Here is an 18106-nt window from a genome sequence, read left to right as displayed (position 1 = left end):
TCCCGGGGAAACCGGGAGTCAGCCCGACTCCACACGGTCTCGGAGCCACCCAAACACCGATGCGTCCCACCCCTCCGGATCACAGTTCCACTCCTGCGTGTGCTCCACAGAGGGAAAAGTCACCAGCGTGGCCAAATCAGGACGGCGGTCGACGAACCGGCGGGAAACCGCGAAGGGAGTCGATCGATCCCGTTCACTGTGAATCACCAGGGCAGGAGGACGGAGTTCGTCCGCTCGGGCCACGCCATCCAGCGCCCTCAAATTCAAGGCTGTTCCCAGCCCGGCAATCCAACACAGTCGAGGTGACCCAAGAATCCGCAGCCCCAGGGCCGCAATCCAGCCCGGAAGCATGCTGGAGCGGGCGTTGGCCATCAGGGTAGTCGTCCAGTCAAGGACCGGCGCATCGAGAACGAGCCCGACGATTCGGTCCCGGAAGTCCGACTCCAGGGTCAGCTGAAGCGCAATCGTGCCGCCGAGAGACCACCCGAACAGCACAATCTGGCTAGCGCCCTGATCCAGGGCATAAGAGAGGGCGGCGTCCACGTCGTGCCACTCGGACTGTCCCAGGTGGTAGCGGCGATCCGCTGACGCCGGCGCTTCCCCATCATTCCGGAATGAAACCACCAGAGAGGTGTATCCCAGTCGGTCAGCCACGGGTACACCACGCAGTGCGCCGGATTTCTTGCCGCCCAAGCCATGGACATGGACAGCCCACGTCCCGGAATCTCCCGCGGACGCTTCAGAGGGTGGGAACTGCCAGGCAGGCGCAATACCGTTCTCCACTGCAATCCCCACGTCTTTGTAGGGAAGGCCCAGCGGATCCGGTGTTGGATAGACGTACCCGCTCCAGATCCCGGCCCTGGCGCTCAGCAGGTCCCCCGAGTCAACCCGTTCAACCAGCCGCGTCACCGTCCCGACGTCGGCCGGCCCTCCGCCGTCGTCGGTGGCCACAATCCTTCCGATACAGGCGTGGCCTGCCCCATTGGCAAACCAGATGCTATAGCGGCCCGGAACCGTGGTCCGGGGCGATGCAGGCAGATCAATCAGCAACGAATCATTGCTGTCACGGAACACCCTGCGAATCGGCAGATCCTCAACTCGCCGCGATTTGGGCACCACAATCTGACGCGCGAAATAGCCAGCAGCGAAAAGCGCTGCGGCGCCCGCCACAACACCACCGATGACCACACCCACAACGGCTCTACGCACCGCCGTTGTCCTCCGGTTCTTTCATGCGGTCGTCGATTACTTCGCGCAAACGCAGCAGCGTGGCGGGGGAAATCGCCTGCAGCTGCCGGGCCGCAAAATTCCTGACCCGGCTTTCCCTCAGCGTCCGCAACAGCTGCAGTTGGGCATCGACAAGATCGGGGATCTCCCCGGTGTCATCCACGAGATACCGGGAGTCCACGCCAAAATAGTCGGCAAGGTTCTGAAGAAGCGCCGTGTCCGTCGCCATGGGACCGTCGCCGCTGCGCATATAGGCCCACCGGGAGCGGGACAAGGGCGTTCCCCGCTCCTCCATGTGCCGGCTGATCTGCGGATACGTCAACGGCGAAGACCCTTGGGCCTCAAAAAGATCCAGGAGGAGATTCAACTTTCGGGCAAGGCGTGCCTGCGGCGTTTCAGAGAGCCCGTCGTCGCTGTCGGTCATGACTTCGCCTCCCCCTCGATTGGCGTCCTGGCTCCCCAATGCCCGGGGGTGGACAACCGCGTTCCGAGATACTCCTCCGCTTCAGCCAGTACTTGAATATCACTCTCCCCTAGTGACTTGGCGAGTTCGGGGTCGACCAAAAGGGCATCCCGGATCTCAACCAGCATCCGGTGGAGACGCTGCTTGGACGCATCCCGCGGGTCACTGGCTCCCGCCGGAGCATTTAGCCGAACCCCGGCGCGAGCCGCGGTGGTTCGCTCCCAAGGCCCAGCCAAGCGCTCGAGGAGGACGGCGGTGGTCCGGGAATCGGACCTGCGTTCCAGGCCACGCGCGACGGGCGGCAGGGCAAGGCCCACGCACAGAAACGCCATGGCTCCGAATACCGCGGCGTCGTACACATAGGAGAGACGCATCATCGACTCAATCTCTCCTGTCAGATGCAGGGCATTCATGCCCAGCACCGCAAGAACGAGCACCACGGCAAGGGAACAGCCAATGCCGATGAAGGTGAGCGCGAGGCGGAAATACGGCCTTGCCATCTCGCCACGGAACTTGAAGCACGTATAGCCGGTGACGGTCACCACCGCTCCGATGTAGAGGAACTGGATGCTTGAGTACGCGGCGGCTGCCCACTGGCTGCCAAAGTCCTTCATAAAAGCGGTGGACGTCCGCGCAGCATCAACCAGGCTGAAACTCAGAATCAGTGCGACGACGACCACTCCCAGCAGAACCAATCCGCTCCTGTTGCGTCGGTCCATCGTCTCGTCGGGATCGGCCGCCCGCAGGATCGCCCGGGACAAGAAGTAGATCCCGACGACCATGAAAATGTTGGCCACCAGGTCCAGGACATTGCGGCCGCTGAGAAGCCGGTCTCCCTCGAGGTAGATCGTGTCGACGTTCAGGGTTAGTGCAGTGGCAATCGTCACGGCAGCCACCATGATGCTGTGGTCGTTGCGCCGCCTCATGTTTGGCAGAAGGCACACGACCAGGCCCCAGATCACGGCGGCGGCAAAGACCTGGATCACCCCAAAATCCTTTCAAACGACCGCGGCTCGATGCTGCTATCCCGGATTGCAGCGGCGAAGAGATCTGCCAGGGTCTCGGCGGCGGCTTCGATGTAATCCAGGAAGTCACTGCGCCCCAGGACGCGCGAGACTTTCTCACCGGAAAGATTGGGAAACAGGGTCTCGGCGTAGTTCGCGGACACCACCGCCTCATCGTGGCGGAGCACCATATGTCCGAGCTCGTGAAGGATAAATTGCTGGCGGTGAAGCGCCGACGGCGTTGGCGCGTGCAGGATGATCTCTCGAGTGTCCGTGGACAGCCACAGCCCACAAACCGTTCCGCTGTTCAAAGACTCACAGACGTCGATCTCAATCCGCCGTCCGCGGGCCTTCTCAATGATCGAGATCAGACGGTCCAAGGAAAGGCGGCTTGGCAGCTTCAGCGCTCGGAAGCCCTCCGCGGCGCTGCTCGCCGCCGAATATTCAGAGTCGGCAAATCGTTCCATTGGAATCCCATCATCTGGGCTGCTGGCTCGTATCGATGACCGCTGCCCTTCGACGAATCAGCCCGCTCATATGGGCCCGCCAAGAATCGCCTACCACCATTGAACGCTTGTGCTCTGGACATGTCCAGAGCACAAAACCGCACCACCCTCACACCTCTGGCATCCAAGGTTGTCGCCGTGAGCGTGTGCTCACGGCAAGTCATGTCGCGGGGGCGCGTCGGCGCAGATGAACAACTGTGAGTGGAAAGATTTGCGGGGAATGCGGCGGGCGCTTCGAGCCTTCGCGCACGTCGCAGCGGTTCTGCACTACGCGCTGCGCCAACAGACAGCGTGATCGTCGACGGCGGCACAGGGCAGAGGGGTCGTCGCCCGCTCCCGTCGCGCTCACTACGCCGGATCCACGCGCCAAAGCATCTGCCCCAGGGGCAGGCCAGCACAACGCCGAGGCCCGTTTGTCTGCAGCCCTCGCGACGAGCAGTCAGCTCCTGGATTCGCTGCATGCCCAGCTCCGATCCCAAGCCGTAGACATCGACCACCTGGCAGCAGAGAACGCGGACCAACGAGCCCTGATCAAGAACCTCCGCACCGACATCGCCAGCCTTCAGGCCACCCACAAATCTGACGCCCAGGACTTGGCCCGCCTAGCAGGTAAGCTACTGGCTCTCTCCCAGGCAACCGGCCTTCAAATAGACGACACCACCAAAGCAATCTTCCGCCGGCGAGGGTGGTCCTCCTCCAATCGCCATCGGGAAGCGCAGAAGCAATGACCATGTCCATCGCCCGGCTGTCAGCCCAGTCGGGCCTGAAGTACCTTTTCAAGACCACCATGTTGGACGATCTGACGGTCACTCCCGCAGATGCCACCACGTATTACATGAAAGCGGGCACGCCGCAGGGTCGCTGGCTGGGTTCCGGTCTGGAAGGCATCAGCCGGACCAGCGGACAGACCGTCACGGAATCCGATGCCAAAGCCCTCTTCGACCACGCCATGCACCCGGACACCGGCACTCCCCTGGGCCGTCCGCATGGCCAACCCACCGTCGTCCAGAACAGCCAAGGCCAAGCCGAAACGCGCCACGCCGTCGTCGGCTTCGACCTCACCTTCAGCGTTCCCAAATCCGTGTCCGTCCTCTGGGCCCTGAGCCCCCGCGCTCTCCAGGACCAGATCCTCCAGACCCACCACGACGCCGTCGGCGCCACCCTGCAGTGGCTCGAAGAATCGGTCGTCCACACGCGGGCCGGCCGCAACGGCGTCGCCCACGTCGGCACCCGCGGCGCCATTGCCGCCGGCTTCGACCATTGGGAGTCCCGTGCCGGGGATCCGCAGCTGCACACCCACTTGGTCATCGCCAACCGCGTCCAGCGCATCACCGACGATGCGTGGGTCACGCTGGATTCACGGACTCTCTACAAAGCCGCGGTCGCTGCCAGCGAGCACTACAACGGTCTCCTCTTCGACGCACTCCACCGGAATCTCGGCACCGACGCCGACATCCGCGAACCGGCCGCGGACACGCACAACCCCAGCCAGCAACTCACCGGCGTCGACCAGGTGCTGATCCACGAATTCTCCAACCGCTCCCGCCTCATCAATCTGGAAACAGACCGCCTCGTCGCCGAATGGACCGCCAGCCACGGCACTCCGCCAACCGCCACAACCACCATCAAGCTCCGCCAGCAGGCAACCCTTTCCACCCGCAGCGCCAAACCGGAATCCCCCGCGCCACTCCATCAGCTCTCCGCACAGTGGCGGGCCCGCGCAGCAGCCAAAGGCTTCGAGCCCAGCCTCGTTCTCGCAAACACCGTGCGGCGCTCCCACGCAGCCTCGTACTGCACCGGTGACTTCACGGCCGGCTGGATCGACGCTGTCGGCTCACTGACCCGCGAGCGCGTCGCGGCGAAACGCGCCACCTGGAACCGGTGGAACCTCCTCGCGGAAGCCGAACGGGTCTGCGCCGACATCCGCTGCCACACGCCGGCGGACCGCAACACCATGATCGATGCCGTTGCCACCGCCGCAGAAAACCAGTCCGTTCCACTCAACGAGTACCGTTACACCGTCCCCGTCAACGCGCAGCCCGACCTCCGCTTCGCGCACCGCAGCATCTTCGACTTCCACGGCTCCCGTCTCTACACAGACACGGCGACCCTCGCCAACGAGGATGTTGTCATGAGGGCACGGAACGACGACGGCGGCCCGGCAGTGAGCGCAGCCGTCGCCATGGAATCGCTCGCCGGGTACAAACACCGTGGTCGGTTCGAACTCCACAGTGACCAGCGCGGGGCGGCGGCCCAGGTGCTGCTCAGCGGCAACCGGCTTGATGCCGTCGTCGGTCCCGCCGGAACCGGCAAGACCACCACTCTCGGCGCAGTCAAGGCAGTCTGGGAGGCAGAATTCGGGGCCGGTACCGTCGTCGGCCTGGCACCGGCTGCGGCGAGCGCCGAGGTCCTCGGGCGGGAGCTGGCGCTGGCCACTGAGAACGTCGCGAAGTGGCTGTACGAGTCCGTCGGCCAGGGAGCCGGCTATCGGGCTGCACAGTTCTTCGACACGGAGCAACAGCTCACCGTCGGTGCTACTCCCGGCCCGTTGTCCCTTCGGCTCGTTCAGAGAGCCGCCCGGCTCGCCGCCGAACAGGACAGGTGGCGTTTCCATCCCAACCAGCTGGTCGTCGTCGACGAGGCCTCCATGGTCTCCACCCTTCAGCTGTCCGCGCTGGTACAGCAGGCCCAGGACGCCGGGGCCAAGGTGCTGCTGGTGGGCGACCCCGGGCAATTGGATGCCATTGATGCCGGCGGTACGCTCGGCTGGCTCGACCGGCAAAGCAAGACGGTACGGCTGAGCACCATTTGGCGGTTCGAACAGAAGTGGGAGCAGGACGCATCGCTCAAGCTCCGCGCCGGGGACTTCGCGGCCATCGCCGACTATGACCGGCACCAACGTATCCAACACGGCCCGCACGTCGATATGGTCGACGAAGCCTACCTGAGCTGGCAGTCGGACCTCCAAGACGGCAAGTCGTCCATTCTCATCGCGGCCGACAATGACACTGTCAGCATGCTCAACCAGCGCGCCCAGGCCGACGGCGTTATCCAAGGTTCCGTGGACGTGGAACACACGGTGCCGCTCAGCGACGGATCCCGGGCCGGCTCGGGCGACACCGTCATTGCCCGCCGCAATGACCGCAGCATCACCGACAGCAGCGGTGACTTCATCCGGAACGGGACCATGCTCCACGTCGCCCGGACTGTCGGGCGCGACGGCTCGCTGACGGCGGTTCGCCGGGACACCGGCGCCACGATTGCTCTTGGCCGGGAGTATGTTGAAGCCTCGGTTGAGCTGGGATATGCGACGACGGCCCACCGTTCGCAGGGCATCACCGTGGACACCGGACACACCGTTGTCACCCAGGGCCGGCTCACCCGTGAACTGCTGTACGTGAGCATGACCCGGGGACGCGCGGGAAACTACGCATATGTCAGCGAAAATGATCCCTCGGACGACGAGCCCCTGGATCGCGCCCTCCCGTCCTCGTGGCACCTTATACTTGGTGAGGTCCTTGCCGCCGAGGGTGCGGAACGTGCGGCCCACGAAGTCCGCGACGCCGAGCATTCGAAGGCCGACAGTCTGGAGCGACTCAGTGCGGAGTACGACTACCTCGCACAAATCGCAGCCGCCGAGGATCTGGCGGCGTTCCTTGATACACACTCGCCCGGCAGGGTCTCCAAAATTCAGCAGTCTCCTTCGTGGGGCGCGACTGTGGCAGCCTGGCGCCGGTCCACTGGCGTTAGCCGTCCAAGCACGCAACGTGTTGTCATCGCTGCCCTGGAAACAGACGCGTCGGCTCGAGATACGGCGGCGGTGGTCCACTCCCGACTCCGTCAGTTTCTGTCCGGGATGCCCGCAGCTGGAAATGATCCCCTGGCTGCACCGGTCCGCACCTCGCGGCCCGATCTGGCGGACATGATCAACCAGGTTCAAGCCCGGGTCCAGCAGCGGATGACCCATGTCGCCCGCGACGCCATGATGCGTGACACCGAATGGAAACGGGCGCTCAGGGAGACCTTGGGTCCGAATGATCTTACAGAGCATGCGACGGACGTCATTCGCCAAGTCGCCATCCACAGGGACAGATGGGGTATCGATGACTCGCCCCTCCCCCTGGGGCCTGTTCCTGAATCTTACGACTGGGAACAGCAGGAGCAGCGCGCAAGGATCACCCGGATTGTTGACCACGCCGCTCTATCGTCTGCCAGTGACGGGCAGGCTTCGACGTTGCTTGATGACCCGACCACGTGGGAAGACCGGCTTATCAATGTCGGTTGGCAAATCTAAACTGGTCGAGAAGGTAGTCCATGGATGCAAACCCAGCCCTGAAGCCGAAGCTTGCGACACCTGCGTTGGTTCTGACTAGCGTGGCCCTCTCGATGTGTGTCACATACCTTCTGGCCACTATGGCCGCCAGCTGGCCGCCTACCTTGCTGCTGCAAGCGACAGCGCTTGCAGCCCTCCTGGCCACCATTGTTGCTGGCTCCGTCTGGTTGGCGCGCCTGCGCCGACTTCGTTCTTGGACAGCGGCCGCAACCGAAGAGTGGAATCGCTTCGACGAGGCAAAGCTGGCGCACCGCGCCACGGCCGAGGTCACAGTTATCAGCGTCGATTCCCTCGAACCGACGGGATCCTGGATAACGATCAGGTGGAACCGTTTCGAACACATTCAGCGCGCCTGGATCGAAGCACTGCCCGATCCAATCTGGCCCGGCTCCGTTCTGCTGATTTCCCCGGATCCAGCCCAAGTCAGGCCGGGCGCCCCTTGGCCGAGTACCTATTACATTCAGGCTTCGAATTGTCTCGCCTGGGCGCCAAACCAGCGGTTATGACCAGGGCCGCAATACACAATTGAGCAGGTGGGCGACATAGCCCCAATGGGCCGAGCAATCCGCTCTGAAACTGCTCGCGGCCGGACAGGATCTATGACAGTCCCCGAAATGATCCTCACGACTTGAATGGACCACCCTGATCATCGGCAAAGTGATCGCCCTGTTCATAGCCAACACCGTCAGATCTTGGTCTTTCTCAAATTTGCTGGATGAGGCCCGCAACGAACTCATCGGTTCGGTAGATCACCAAGCTGTATCTGTCGGAGCGGTCTGTCTTTTTGTCTGCAACTCTTATTCGTTTTTCGTATGGATCTGCCCGGGGAGACCACTCGTATAAGCCGGGTAGGAAGGTGCTCAATGACGGAAAGGACCGGATCGAGCGCACCCACATGATGGAAGTCTTCGACTCCCGGAACAGGGAGCATAAGAGCCTGGTAGGGGATTCCCGGTCCAGCATGGATAGCGACAGCACCTTCGGAGTGTATGTGCTCCTGATGGAACCTGATCAACGTGAAATCAGCGGCGAAATCGGGCAACTTTTCAACCTCGGAGTAAAAGTGCAGGCCGAGAACCCCTTCCAATCCATACCCAGACAGGTCGACCAAGACTGCGATATTGCTGTTTGAGGCCATGCTCACTGGCTCCCCCTCAAGCAGACCTCCAATACTCGCTGCAGAAATCTGGTTGCGATCGTAGATGACGCCGCTCAAAAACATGGCCCTAATGCCCGGCACGTCCATGACGCTGAAAATATCTCCCTGCCTCGCACTGCGATCGCAGGGAATGCGCCCAGGCAGCCGCGCTGCAACCGAGAACATCTGCACGGCATCCAGCTCTTCCAGCGACGGCAGATGGATAGTTCTTCGCCCTCCTCCCCCTTGGAACAGAACAGGCTGCGAGGAAGCCATCCGGATCGGTGGTAATGAAGTTTCGGCTTATATTCGGGGCCGGTCTTTTCGTAGCTATCCTCATCCGGCAGAAGCCCTCCCAAAGGTCAGACAGCTAAGGCGGGCGTGCCCGCGTGGCAAACGGCTGACCAAATTCGTGTCATCCTTCCGAGGTACCTTCTGCTGAACCGCGGGCCCGTTCTACATCGCTGATCAAGGGGCGGAAGCCCGCACCAATTCCTTTGAGCTTGAATTGAACACCTTCACGAAGCTGCGGAGTGAGCTTTTCCTCAAATGTGTAGCTTACGGACTCATCGTCATTAATCTTCATTGCGTTCAGGTCACTGCGCCATATCAGTTGCGGATAAAGGGCGTCCGGAGAACCAAGACGTCCTTGGGAGGGATCTCCCACCAGCCACCCGTGGACGAACTTGTGCGTGGACCTCCAGTCCAGGGGTTTGCGCGCCTGTATCTCGTCGGTAATCTCAGCAGGCAACTGGAGCACATCCAGCACGGCTTTCCGCAGATAGTCAAACACCTTGTCACACACTTCAGCAGCTTCCGTTTGAAGCTCGTTGGCGGCTCTGAAACCGTGCTCGAACCCGTCGCTGACCAGTTTTGCGAGTTGATGTGTCCTTTGGTCGCCCTGAAAAATCGACTGCTGTCTGATCTCAGTCATCAGGTCTCTCTTCCAGTTCTTATCTTCTGTATCGAGGCCGTAGGAAATCGCTAGGTCCTGCTCGCTCTTGCCTGAGCTCCTAGAAATGTGGCGCAGCGCCGCCTTAGAAAGATTTTCGACCCCAATCCAAAGATGGTTCAGGACCAGGAACTCACTGCCGAAAGTCCAATGCTCAAGCGCGAAGGCGTAATGGGACAGGCATCGCCATAGCCGTTGCTCGTCTTCGCCGCCCACCCCCGCCACAACCGCTTCTGCATGAGTGGTATCGATGAAGCGACCGCGCTGCGGGTTCTCGTCCCGGAAATGCCGATAGAACTGTACAAACTGAAGCCCTTCATCCGACGAAGACTGCAATTCATACGCTACGTGGATGCGGGGCTCACCAACTTCAGCGTTGGTGGCGAAGGCAATGATGGGACGAAGCCAAGAAGATGCTTCTGTGCCGACGGTGATCGCCTCGTCAAGATGATCGGCTTCAATTTCAAAATGAAACACAAGCTCCCGCGGCACGTGAAGAGCCTCATCGCCTGTGTACCTTGTGACCACAGTCAGCAGAGCGCGACGCCCCGAGTCATCAGGGAGTTGGATCTGCCATGAGGCGTCCGGCCGGAAAACGGCGGAGGACTCCGCCAGAAGTACTATCCGGAAGAACTGCGCGGTCTCTTTCTCTGTCATGCCGGGGAGTCTAACCTTTACGGCCACGTCACCACATGGGCCATGCCGTCGCGTCTGCCCGGGATCCAGAAGCCCTGTGGTGTATCTCTCTTCAGAGCGGCGTTGTCGACGAAATCCGTCCCGACGCACCCTGGCTCCGAGTTGCTCCACGAAAGTGCGAGGAGGTCGGTCGTCTAACGAGTCAGCCGGTCTGGCGACTTCAACGCCCACACCGTAACTGACATTACGGTGTGGACTTATTACAGATTCACGGCCCGGTGAGGCCGGTCAGCTTGGTCGAGAACCACGTCACGACCCGCTGGAAACGGAACGGCTGCGGCGGCGATTATGGGGGAACTCCACGTCGAGAACCAGATTCTGGGAGGCCAAGATCCGACACGAAAAGTCAGCCCTGTTGGCCAGGATGTCTCAGTAGCCGCTGCACGCCGCTAGAGTCGAAATCGGAAAATGGCCCTGATTGGCTGGAGCCCGAAGGATTCAGTTCACCGCGAGGGCGAGACCGGGGGCTGAACACTGTTCCTGCCCAGAAGGCGCCGCGCAGAGGATCCGTGCCACAGCGACGAATGCGGATGCGCGGTACAACGCGGGTGATGGCCCACGACAGCACTACAGGAAGAACGAAAATTGACTGAGGACGAGGCTCGAGCTGCCGCGTTGGCAATGATTCCGTCGACGGCAGATCCGCTCACGCTATCGATGCTGGAGAATCACCTCGCCGCAGCTGCGGATCTGCTACGGGGATCGATCGATCAAGCTGACTTCAAGGCGTACATCTTCCCGCTGCTGTTCTTTAAGCGGATCAGCGACGTATATCTTGAAGAGTACGGACACGCACTCGCGGATTCAGGCGGAGACCATGAGTTTGCCTCTTTTGCTGAGAACCACCGTTTTGCGATCCCGCACGACTGCCTGTGGGACGACGTCCGCGCCCGCACGGAGAATGTGGGCCAAGCTCTCGTCACTGCGTTTCGTGCTATCGAAAATGCCAATCCAGACACGCTCTACGGCATTTTCGGCAACGCTGCTTGGACCAACAAACAGAAGCTCCCTGATTCGCGCCTCAATGACCTGATCGAGCATTTCTCTGCCAAGCCGTTGACTAACGAGTCGGTCTCCCCAGATGTCTTCGGGCAGGCATATGAATACCTGATAAAGCGCTTCGCGGATGCCTCCAACAGGAAAGCTGGCGAGTACTACACCCCGCGCTCCGTGGTTCGGTTGCTGGTGAACATATTGGACCCTCACGAGGGCGAGACCGTCTATGACCCGGCCTGCGGCACGGGCGGCATGCTCATTGAGGTCATCCAGCACGTGAAAGCAGCCGGCGGTCGGCCACAGCTGTTGTGGGGCAAGCTCTACGGCCAGGAGAAGGTTCTTGCCACGTCGGGAATAGCCCGCATGAACCTGCTTCTGCACGGTGTAGAGGACTTCCGCGTCGTCCGCGGGGACACCCTGCGGGACCCGGCGTTCTTCAACCGCGACCGCCTAGCTACCTTCGATTGCGTGATCGCCAACCCACCGTTTTCCCTCAAGAGCTGGGGCGACGAAGCGTGGGCCTCGGACCGCTGGGGGCGCAACGCGATGGGTGGGTTGCCGCCCAAAGGGTACGCGGACTGGGCTTGGGTCCAGCATATGCTCGCGTCAGCCACGAATAAGACCGGCCGCGTGGCAGTTGTCCTCCCCCAGGGAGCACTGTTCCGCCAAGGTTCGGAAGGCCGAATCCGCGAATTCATACTTCGGCAAGACAAAGTGGAAGCCGTCATAGGTTTGGCGCCAAACCTGTTCTACGGAACAGGTTTGGCCGCATGTGTTCTTATCCTCCGTCAACAGAAGCCGGCCGCCCATTCGGGCAAGGTCCTGTTCGTCAATGGTGAGTCCTTGTTCCGCAAGGGCCGCAACCAGAACACACTGGAGGACGAGCACACTGAAAGACTGCTGGAGATATACCAGAAGTTCGCAGATCAGCCCGGCCTTGCACAGCTAGTGGATCTTGCGGCCATAGAGACAAAGGGTTTCAACCTAAACATTTCTCTCTACGTCGCGCCTGTGCAGATGAATGACGGACTGACGCTGGAGCAGGCGCTGTCACAGCTGGAAATAGCACAGAAGAGTGCAGCTCAAACCCGGGCCGCTCTGGGGGCCGAACTTGCCACGTGGGGATTGAACGCATGAGCCTGAACTCTGAACTAGCGCCAACGGCGGTGCGCATCGGTCAGCGCGAGCTGGAACAATACCTGTGGGGTGCTGCTGTACGATTGCGCGGGCTGATCGATGCCGGCGACTACAAGCAATTCATCTTCCCTTTGGTATTCCTCAAGCGACTCTCTGACGTCTACGACGAAGAACACGCCAACGCTTTGGCGATTTACGGTGATGACCAACTGGCGGATCTCCCTGAAAACCACCTGTTTGTCATCCCCGACGACGCCCATTGGGACCAGCTTCGAGCAACGACCCGCAATAAGGGCACCGCGATCCTAAAGGCCATGCGGGCCATCGAATCCGCGAACCCGGACACCCTGCATGGCGTCTTCAGCGATGGAGACTGGGGCAACAAAGACTTCTTACCAGACGCCACGTTGAACGACTTGGTGGAGCACTTCTCAACAAAGACTCTTTCCACGGCGAATCTACCGGAGGACGAACTAGGACAGGGCTATGAGTTCCTGATCAAGAAGTTCGCTGACGATTCCGGCCATACGGCCCAGGAGTTCTACACCAACCGGACCCTAGTGCGTCTGATGACACTAATGCTCAAACCAGAGCCCGGGGAATCCGTCTACGATCCCACTTGCGGCACCGGCGGCATGCTTATCTCCACCGCGGCGGAACTCAAGCGACAAGGCAAAGAGTGGCGCAACCTACGGCTTTACGGACAGGAGCTTAACTACGGGACGTCCGCTATTGCACGGATAAACCTGTTCCTGCACGGCGTCAACGACGGTCACGTTGCCCATGGGGATACCCTCTCATCACCCGCTTTCCTAAATGCACACGGGGAATTGCAGCAGTTTGACGTAGTTTTGGCCAACCCCCCGTATTCCATTAAGGCCTGGAACCGTGACGCTTTTGCCAGCGACCCGCACGGGCGCAACGTGTGGGGCGTCCCTCCGCAGGGTCGCGCTGATTATGCGTTCTTCCAGCACATTGCCGCCAGTCTGGATCCTCGTACCGGCCGCGCTGCCGTTCTGTTCCCGCACGGTGTCCTGTTCCGCAAAGAGGAGGCTGCACTCCGTGAAGCCCTCGTGAAATCAGACTTGATTGAATGCGTCCTAGGGCTGGGACCCGGGCTATTCTACAATTCGCCGATGGAAGCCGTGGTAGTAACCCTGCGCACCCAGAAGCCGGATGAGCGCAAGGGTCGCGTGCTGTTCATAAACGCGATCAACGAGTACGCCCGTGAACAGGCGCAGTCGTTCCTGCGTGAACCTAATCAGCAAAAGATCCTAGCGACCTATGAGGCGTTTGCTGACGAACCTGTATTTGCCAAAGTGGCGAAGCTGGAGGACATCGCTGGAAAAGGTTATAGCCTCGCGATTCCGATGTACGTTGCCCCAGGTGCGGGTTCTTCATCTGACGGCGACGACGCGCCTGACGTCGACTCAGCTGCCCGGGCATGGCTGCAGGCTGCCGACACTGCGGAAGAAGCTGTGACAAATGTGATTCAGCTACTGAGGAAGGAGACCCGCCGATGAGCCTTGACTTGGATTACAGCCTGTGGAAGCGTGTGAAATTCGGCGACGTCGTTGAGTCGTCAAAGGAGAAGGTGGATCCGACCGACGGCACCGTATCCCGGGTGGTTGCTGGGGAGCACATGGACTCGGATGAGCTGAAGATTCACCGCTGGGGCAGCGTCGCCGAAGGATACCTGGGACCAGCTTTCCACCGCCGGTTCCGTCCCGGGCAAGTCCTCTATGGCTCGCGGCGGACCTACTTGCGAAAAGTCGCCGTCGCCGACTTCGATGGAGTCTGCGCCAACACTACGTTCGTCCTATCATCCAAGGATGAGAACTATCTGCTGCCCGATTTTCTGCCATGGGTGATGACGTCAGAGCCGTTCCACGCATTTGCGATTGCAGAGTCCAAGGGATCGGTCAACCCTTATGTGAATTTTTCAGACCTTGCTAGCTACGAGTTCGATTTGCCACCACTCAACCAGCAGCGGCGCATCGCAGACCTCTTATGGACTATTCAGAGCCACATGAGCATCAAACGATCGATCTCCATGAGATTGGATGATTTGAGGGACGCGCTGTTCCATTCTGAGCTAGAATCAGGCCAGAAAGATTCGGGATGGGTCTCGAGCCCGGTTTCGGAAGTCGTCATCTCTGGCCCAACCAATGGAAAATCTGCAACTTCAAACGATGAGCAACGTGGCATACCCACGCTTAGCATTAGCGCAGTGCGCCACGGCCGAATCGAAGCCGGAAAAGCAGTAAAGTACGTTGACATTAGCCCGCAGGAAGTCGAGGCGTTTGTACTTCAAGACGAAGATTTCTTAGTGGTGCGAGGTAACGGAAACAAACAATTGACGGGCCTTGGAGGCCTTGTCGATGATGCCCTTCCTGACGGCTGCTTCTTTCCCGACTTGCTAATCCGCTTGCGGTTCGATCCAGATAAGATACTCCCCAGATTCGCATCCGAGCAATGGAACAGCGGGTCTTGTCATCAAGCCCTGTTGCGCAATGCAAAATCGACCAATGGAATTTGGAAAATCAATGGCAAAGACGTTAAGCAGCATCGTCTCGTCGTGCCGCCGATCCAGGAACAAATACGGATCCTTGGCGACATAAGCGACATTCAATCAGCAAAGGCGAAAGTGGATGCAGAAGTCAGGGGCACCCGCTCCTTGCGCGCTAAATTGATCGAGGAGGTGTTTAGCTCGTGACCTTCAACGAAGCCAATTCAGTCCGTGATTTCGTCCGAGACCTCATTTCATCCAACATTGACGTCCAGTTCGTTGCGGGTTCTGATCTTCCCCGCAACACCGGCGGCGTTCTACTTGAAGCCCAGGTCAAGGAAGCCCTGATCAGGCTCAACCCGGAAATCGCAGATCGTCCGGAACGTGGGGACGAGGTTATTCACCAGCTTCGCGCCATCATCCTGTCCGCGCGCCTCGGCGGGTTACTGAAGGCCAACGAGGAGTTCGCCGCTTGGCTCAAGGGCGACAGGTCCATGCCATTCGGACCCGCCGGCGCGCACACCACGGTCCAGCTGATCGATCTCAACAATGTCGACGCTTCAGCCAATCACTGGATCGTCTCAACCGAGGTCACTTTCGTGCAGGGCCGACTCGAGCGCCGCTTTGACTTGGTCATGTGGTGCAACGGCATACCTCTGGTCGTCGGCGAGGCCAAATCCCCCGTCCGACCTGCCTACACCTGGATTGATGCGGCCGCGCAGATAAATGACGACTACGAGAAAAACGTCCCGGCATTCTTCGTGCCCAACGTGCTCTCCTTTGGCACCGAGGGGAAAGACTTTCGTTACGGATCCGTCGGCATGCCCGTCAATCACTGGGGACCGTGGCGTGAGGACCCCAGCGAGACGAACCAAGCCCCCGCCGTCGGTCTGGCCCATGTCAAGGAGGCCGTCAACGGCGTACTAGCACCCGGCGTCATTCTGGATTTTCTACGATTCTTTACCCTCTACGCAACTGATAGCAAGCACCGCAAGATCAAGGTGATCGCTCGCTATCAACAATTCCAGGGCGCAAACGCCATCATCGAACGCGTCCTTTTGGGAAAAATCCGCAAGGGCCTGATCTGGCACTTCCAAGGTTCGGGGAAATCGCTGCTCATGGTCTTTACCGCCCAGAAGCTGCGTGCAGCTCTGGATCTTGCCAGTCCCACCGTACTGATCGTCGTTGACCGCATCGACCTTGACACGCAGATCACGGCCACGTTTAACGCGGCGGACGTGCCCAACCTGGTCTCCACCGACAGCCGCGCCGAACTCCAACAGCTGCTTCGCGACGGAGCCCGGAAGGTCATCATCACCACCATCCACAAGTTTGGTGAAGCGCCTGGTGTGTTGGATATCCGCGACAATATCATCGCGATGGTTGATGAAGCCCACCGAAGCCAAGAGGGCGATCTGGGGCGAAAAATGCGTGAGGCTCTGCCCAACGCATTCTTGTTCGGACTCACCGGTACCCCGATCAACAAAACGGACCGGAACACCTTCTGGGCGTTCGGATCCGAGGAGGACAAAGGGGGATACCTCTCGCGATACACGTTCCACGATTCCATCCGCGACGGAGCCACGCTCCCACTGCACTTCGAGCCACGGCTCACTGAAATGCGAGTAGACCAGGGGGCCATCGACGCCGGTTTTGCCGAACTTGCCGCGCGCAACGACCTTTCGGAAGCTCAACGAACCACACTGTCCAGGAAGGCCGCGTCCCTGGAGCACCTGATCAAGGCTTCGGACCGTGTTCAGAAGGTCGCGTCGGACATTGCAGGGCACTTCACTGAGAAAGTAGCCCCAAACGGGTTCAAGGCCCAAGTTGTGGTCTATGACAAGGCGGCCTGTGTCGCCTACAAGGATGCGCTAGATGCTCATCTGGGGTCGGAAGCTTCCGCAGTCGTCATGAGCATTGATGCCCGCGATCCGCAGGACTGGAAAGACCGCTTCGCCCTAGACCGGGATTCCGAAGGCAAGCTCCTGAATCGCTTCCGGGATCCGGCGGACCCGCTGCAGATCATCATCGTAACAGCCAAGCTCCTCACCGGCTTTGACGCTCCCATTCTTCAGGCCCAGTATCTGGACAAGCCCTTGAGGGATCACACGCTGCTGCAGGCCATCTGCCGTACAAACCGGACTCACCCGGGCAAGACTCACGGCCTGATTGTGGATTACCTGGGCATATTCGACGACGTCGCCAAGTCTCTCTTGTTTGACGACGCTTCAGTACAGCGGGTCATCACCAACATCGCCGAGCTGCGCGACAAGCTCCCTGCCGCCATGGCAGCGGCACTGGCGTTCTTCCCCGGGGTCGACCGTACCGTCGGTGGATACGAGGGACTCATCCAAGCCCAAGCGCAACTGCCTGACGATGCACAACGAGACGCATTCGCATTGGCCTACAGCTACCTCGGACAGCTGTGGGAAGCAATCAGCCCTGACCCTGTACTGAACACACATGAGGCCGATTACAGGTGGCTGTCGGACATCTACGAATCCATCAAGCCGTCCGACTACACCGGCCGACTCGTGTGGCATTCATTGGGTGCCAAGACGCTGGAACTTATAAATGAAAACGTAACAGTTGAGGTACCAAGGGGCGACCTAGAAACAATCGTTCTAGACGCCGTCGTCATCGAGGACCTGACCACCGGCGGTGACCGGGACAAGAAGGTCCAGGAGCTCGAAAAACAGATAACGGCCCGCATCGCCAAACACCTAACCAATCCCACCTTCGTTGCCCTTGGCCAGCGGCTGAACGAACTGCGAGACAAATACGCCCACGGACAACAAGCGAGCCTAGATTTCCTCAAGGAACTCTTCGAGCTAGCCCGGGATACCGTTGCCGCGGAGAAAACGGTAGCGGAGGTGCCGCGCGAGGAACGGGGGAAGGCGGCCCTAACTGAGCTGTTCGACTCTCTCAAGGACGCCGATACTCCGATCATGGTGGAGAAGGTGGTTTCCGACGTGGACGAGGTGGTGAGGGCCGTCCGATTCGACGGCTGGCAGGATACCCGCGACGGCGACCGATCAGTTCGCCAGGCTTTGCGGCAGACGCTGTACGTCAAGTACAAAATCCGCGACCAGGAGACTTATGACCGCGCCTACGACTACATACGCGAGTACTACTAGCGCGGAAG

General features: G+C 60.2%; 12 protein-coding genes. 6 read left to right on the top strand and 6 right to left on the bottom strand.

Going from position 1 to position 18106, the window contains the following annotated elements:
• Nucleotides 1-18 precede the first annotated feature (18 nt).
• Genes RCH07_RS12880 through RCH07_RS12865 form a run of 4 tightly spaced genes read right to left on the bottom strand, consistent with a single transcriptional unit; the run spans nucleotide 19 to nucleotide 3161 of the window.
• The gene (locus RCH07_RS12880; RefSeq protein ID WP_326967874.1) at nucleotides 19-1209 is read right to left on the bottom strand and encodes an alpha/beta hydrolase family protein; all 1191 of its coding nucleotides are present in this window, start codon (nucleotides 1207-1209) and stop codon (nucleotides 19-21) included.
• Entirely contained in the window at nucleotides 1202-1651 is a 450-nt protein-coding gene (locus RCH07_RS12875) for a hypothetical protein (RefSeq protein WP_326967873.1), read from the bottom strand. The genes RCH07_RS12880 and RCH07_RS12875 overlap by 8 nt, the downstream gene beginning before the upstream one ends.
• Nucleotides 1648-2676, bottom strand: coding sequence for an MAB_1171c family putative transporter (locus tag RCH07_RS12870; RefSeq protein WP_326967872.1), 1029 nt, complete (start codon nucleotides 2674-2676; stop codon nucleotides 1648-1650). Before RCH07_RS12870 ends, RCH07_RS12875 begins: the two co-directional genes overlap by 4 nt.
• Nucleotides 2673-3161 carry a hypothetical protein gene (locus RCH07_RS12865; protein WP_326967871.1) on the bottom strand — a complete coding sequence of 163 codons (489 nt, stop codon included), beginning with the start codon at nucleotides 3159-3161 and terminating at the stop codon, nucleotides 2673-2675. The genes RCH07_RS12870 and RCH07_RS12865 overlap by 4 nt, the downstream gene beginning before the upstream one ends.
• 763 nt (nucleotides 3162-3924) lie before the next feature.
• Between RCH07_RS12865 and mobF the strand changes: the two genes are divergently transcribed.
• Both mobF and RCH07_RS12855 read left to right on the top strand, forming a co-directional pair.
• Nucleotides 3925-7494 (top strand): MobF family relaxase, encoded by a 3570-nt coding sequence (mobF, locus tag RCH07_RS12860; protein WP_326967869.1) that lies wholly within the window; start codon nucleotides 3925-3927, stop codon nucleotides 7492-7494.
• Between the two features lie 20 nt (nucleotides 7495-7514).
• On the top strand, nucleotides 7515-8039 hold the full coding sequence (locus RCH07_RS12855) for a hypothetical protein (protein ID WP_326967868.1): 525 nt from the start codon (nucleotides 7515-7517) through the stop codon (nucleotides 8037-8039).
• A 227-nt stretch (nucleotides 8040-8266) separates the two neighbouring features.
• Here the strand turns inward: RCH07_RS12855 and RCH07_RS12850 are convergent, their stop codons facing one another.
• On the bottom strand, nucleotides 8267-8947 hold the full coding sequence (locus RCH07_RS12850) for a hypothetical protein (protein ID WP_326967867.1): 681 nt from the start codon (nucleotides 8945-8947) through the stop codon (nucleotides 8267-8269).
• A gap of 139 nt (nucleotides 8948-9086) precedes the next feature.
• Nucleotides 9087-10280, bottom strand: coding sequence for a hypothetical protein (locus tag RCH07_RS12845; protein WP_326967866.1), 1194 nt, complete (start codon nucleotides 10278-10280; stop codon nucleotides 9087-9089).
• Nucleotides 10281-10904: 624 nt separating this feature from the next.
• Here RCH07_RS12845 and RCH07_RS12840 point away from each other — a divergent pair.
• From RCH07_RS12840 to RCH07_RS12825, 4 genes are read left to right on the top strand one after another with little or no spacing between them, the layout of a single operon-like run.
• On the top strand, nucleotides 10905-12452 hold the full coding sequence (locus RCH07_RS12840) for a type I restriction-modification system subunit M (protein WP_326967865.1): 1548 nt from the start codon (nucleotides 10905-10907) through the stop codon (nucleotides 12450-12452).
• Nucleotides 12449-13975 carry a type I restriction-modification system subunit M gene (locus RCH07_RS12835; protein WP_326967864.1) on the top strand — a complete coding sequence of 509 codons (1527 nt, stop codon included), beginning with the start codon at nucleotides 12449-12451 and terminating at the stop codon, nucleotides 13973-13975. Before RCH07_RS12840 ends, RCH07_RS12835 begins: the two co-directional genes overlap by 4 nt.
• Entirely contained in the window at nucleotides 13972-15168 is a 1197-nt protein-coding gene (locus RCH07_RS12830; protein ID WP_326967863.1) for a restriction endonuclease subunit S, read from the top strand. The genes RCH07_RS12835 and RCH07_RS12830 overlap by 4 nt, the downstream gene beginning before the upstream one ends.
• Nucleotides 15165-18098 (top strand): type I restriction endonuclease subunit R, encoded by a 2934-nt coding sequence (locus RCH07_RS12825; protein WP_326967862.1) that lies wholly within the window; start codon nucleotides 15165-15167, stop codon nucleotides 18096-18098. The genes RCH07_RS12830 and RCH07_RS12825 overlap by 4 nt, the downstream gene beginning before the upstream one ends.
• The last annotated feature ends 8 nt before the right edge of the window (nucleotides 18099-18106 follow it).

The sequence above is a fragment of the Arthrobacter sp. CG_A4 genome, assembly GCF_035985125.1.
Classification (GTDB): Bacteria; Actinomycetota; Actinomycetes; order Actinomycetales; family Micrococcaceae; genus Arthrobacter.
The sequence above is the reverse complement of the archived record's forward strand: the minus strand, read 5'-3'. Positions and strand labels throughout refer to the sequence as shown.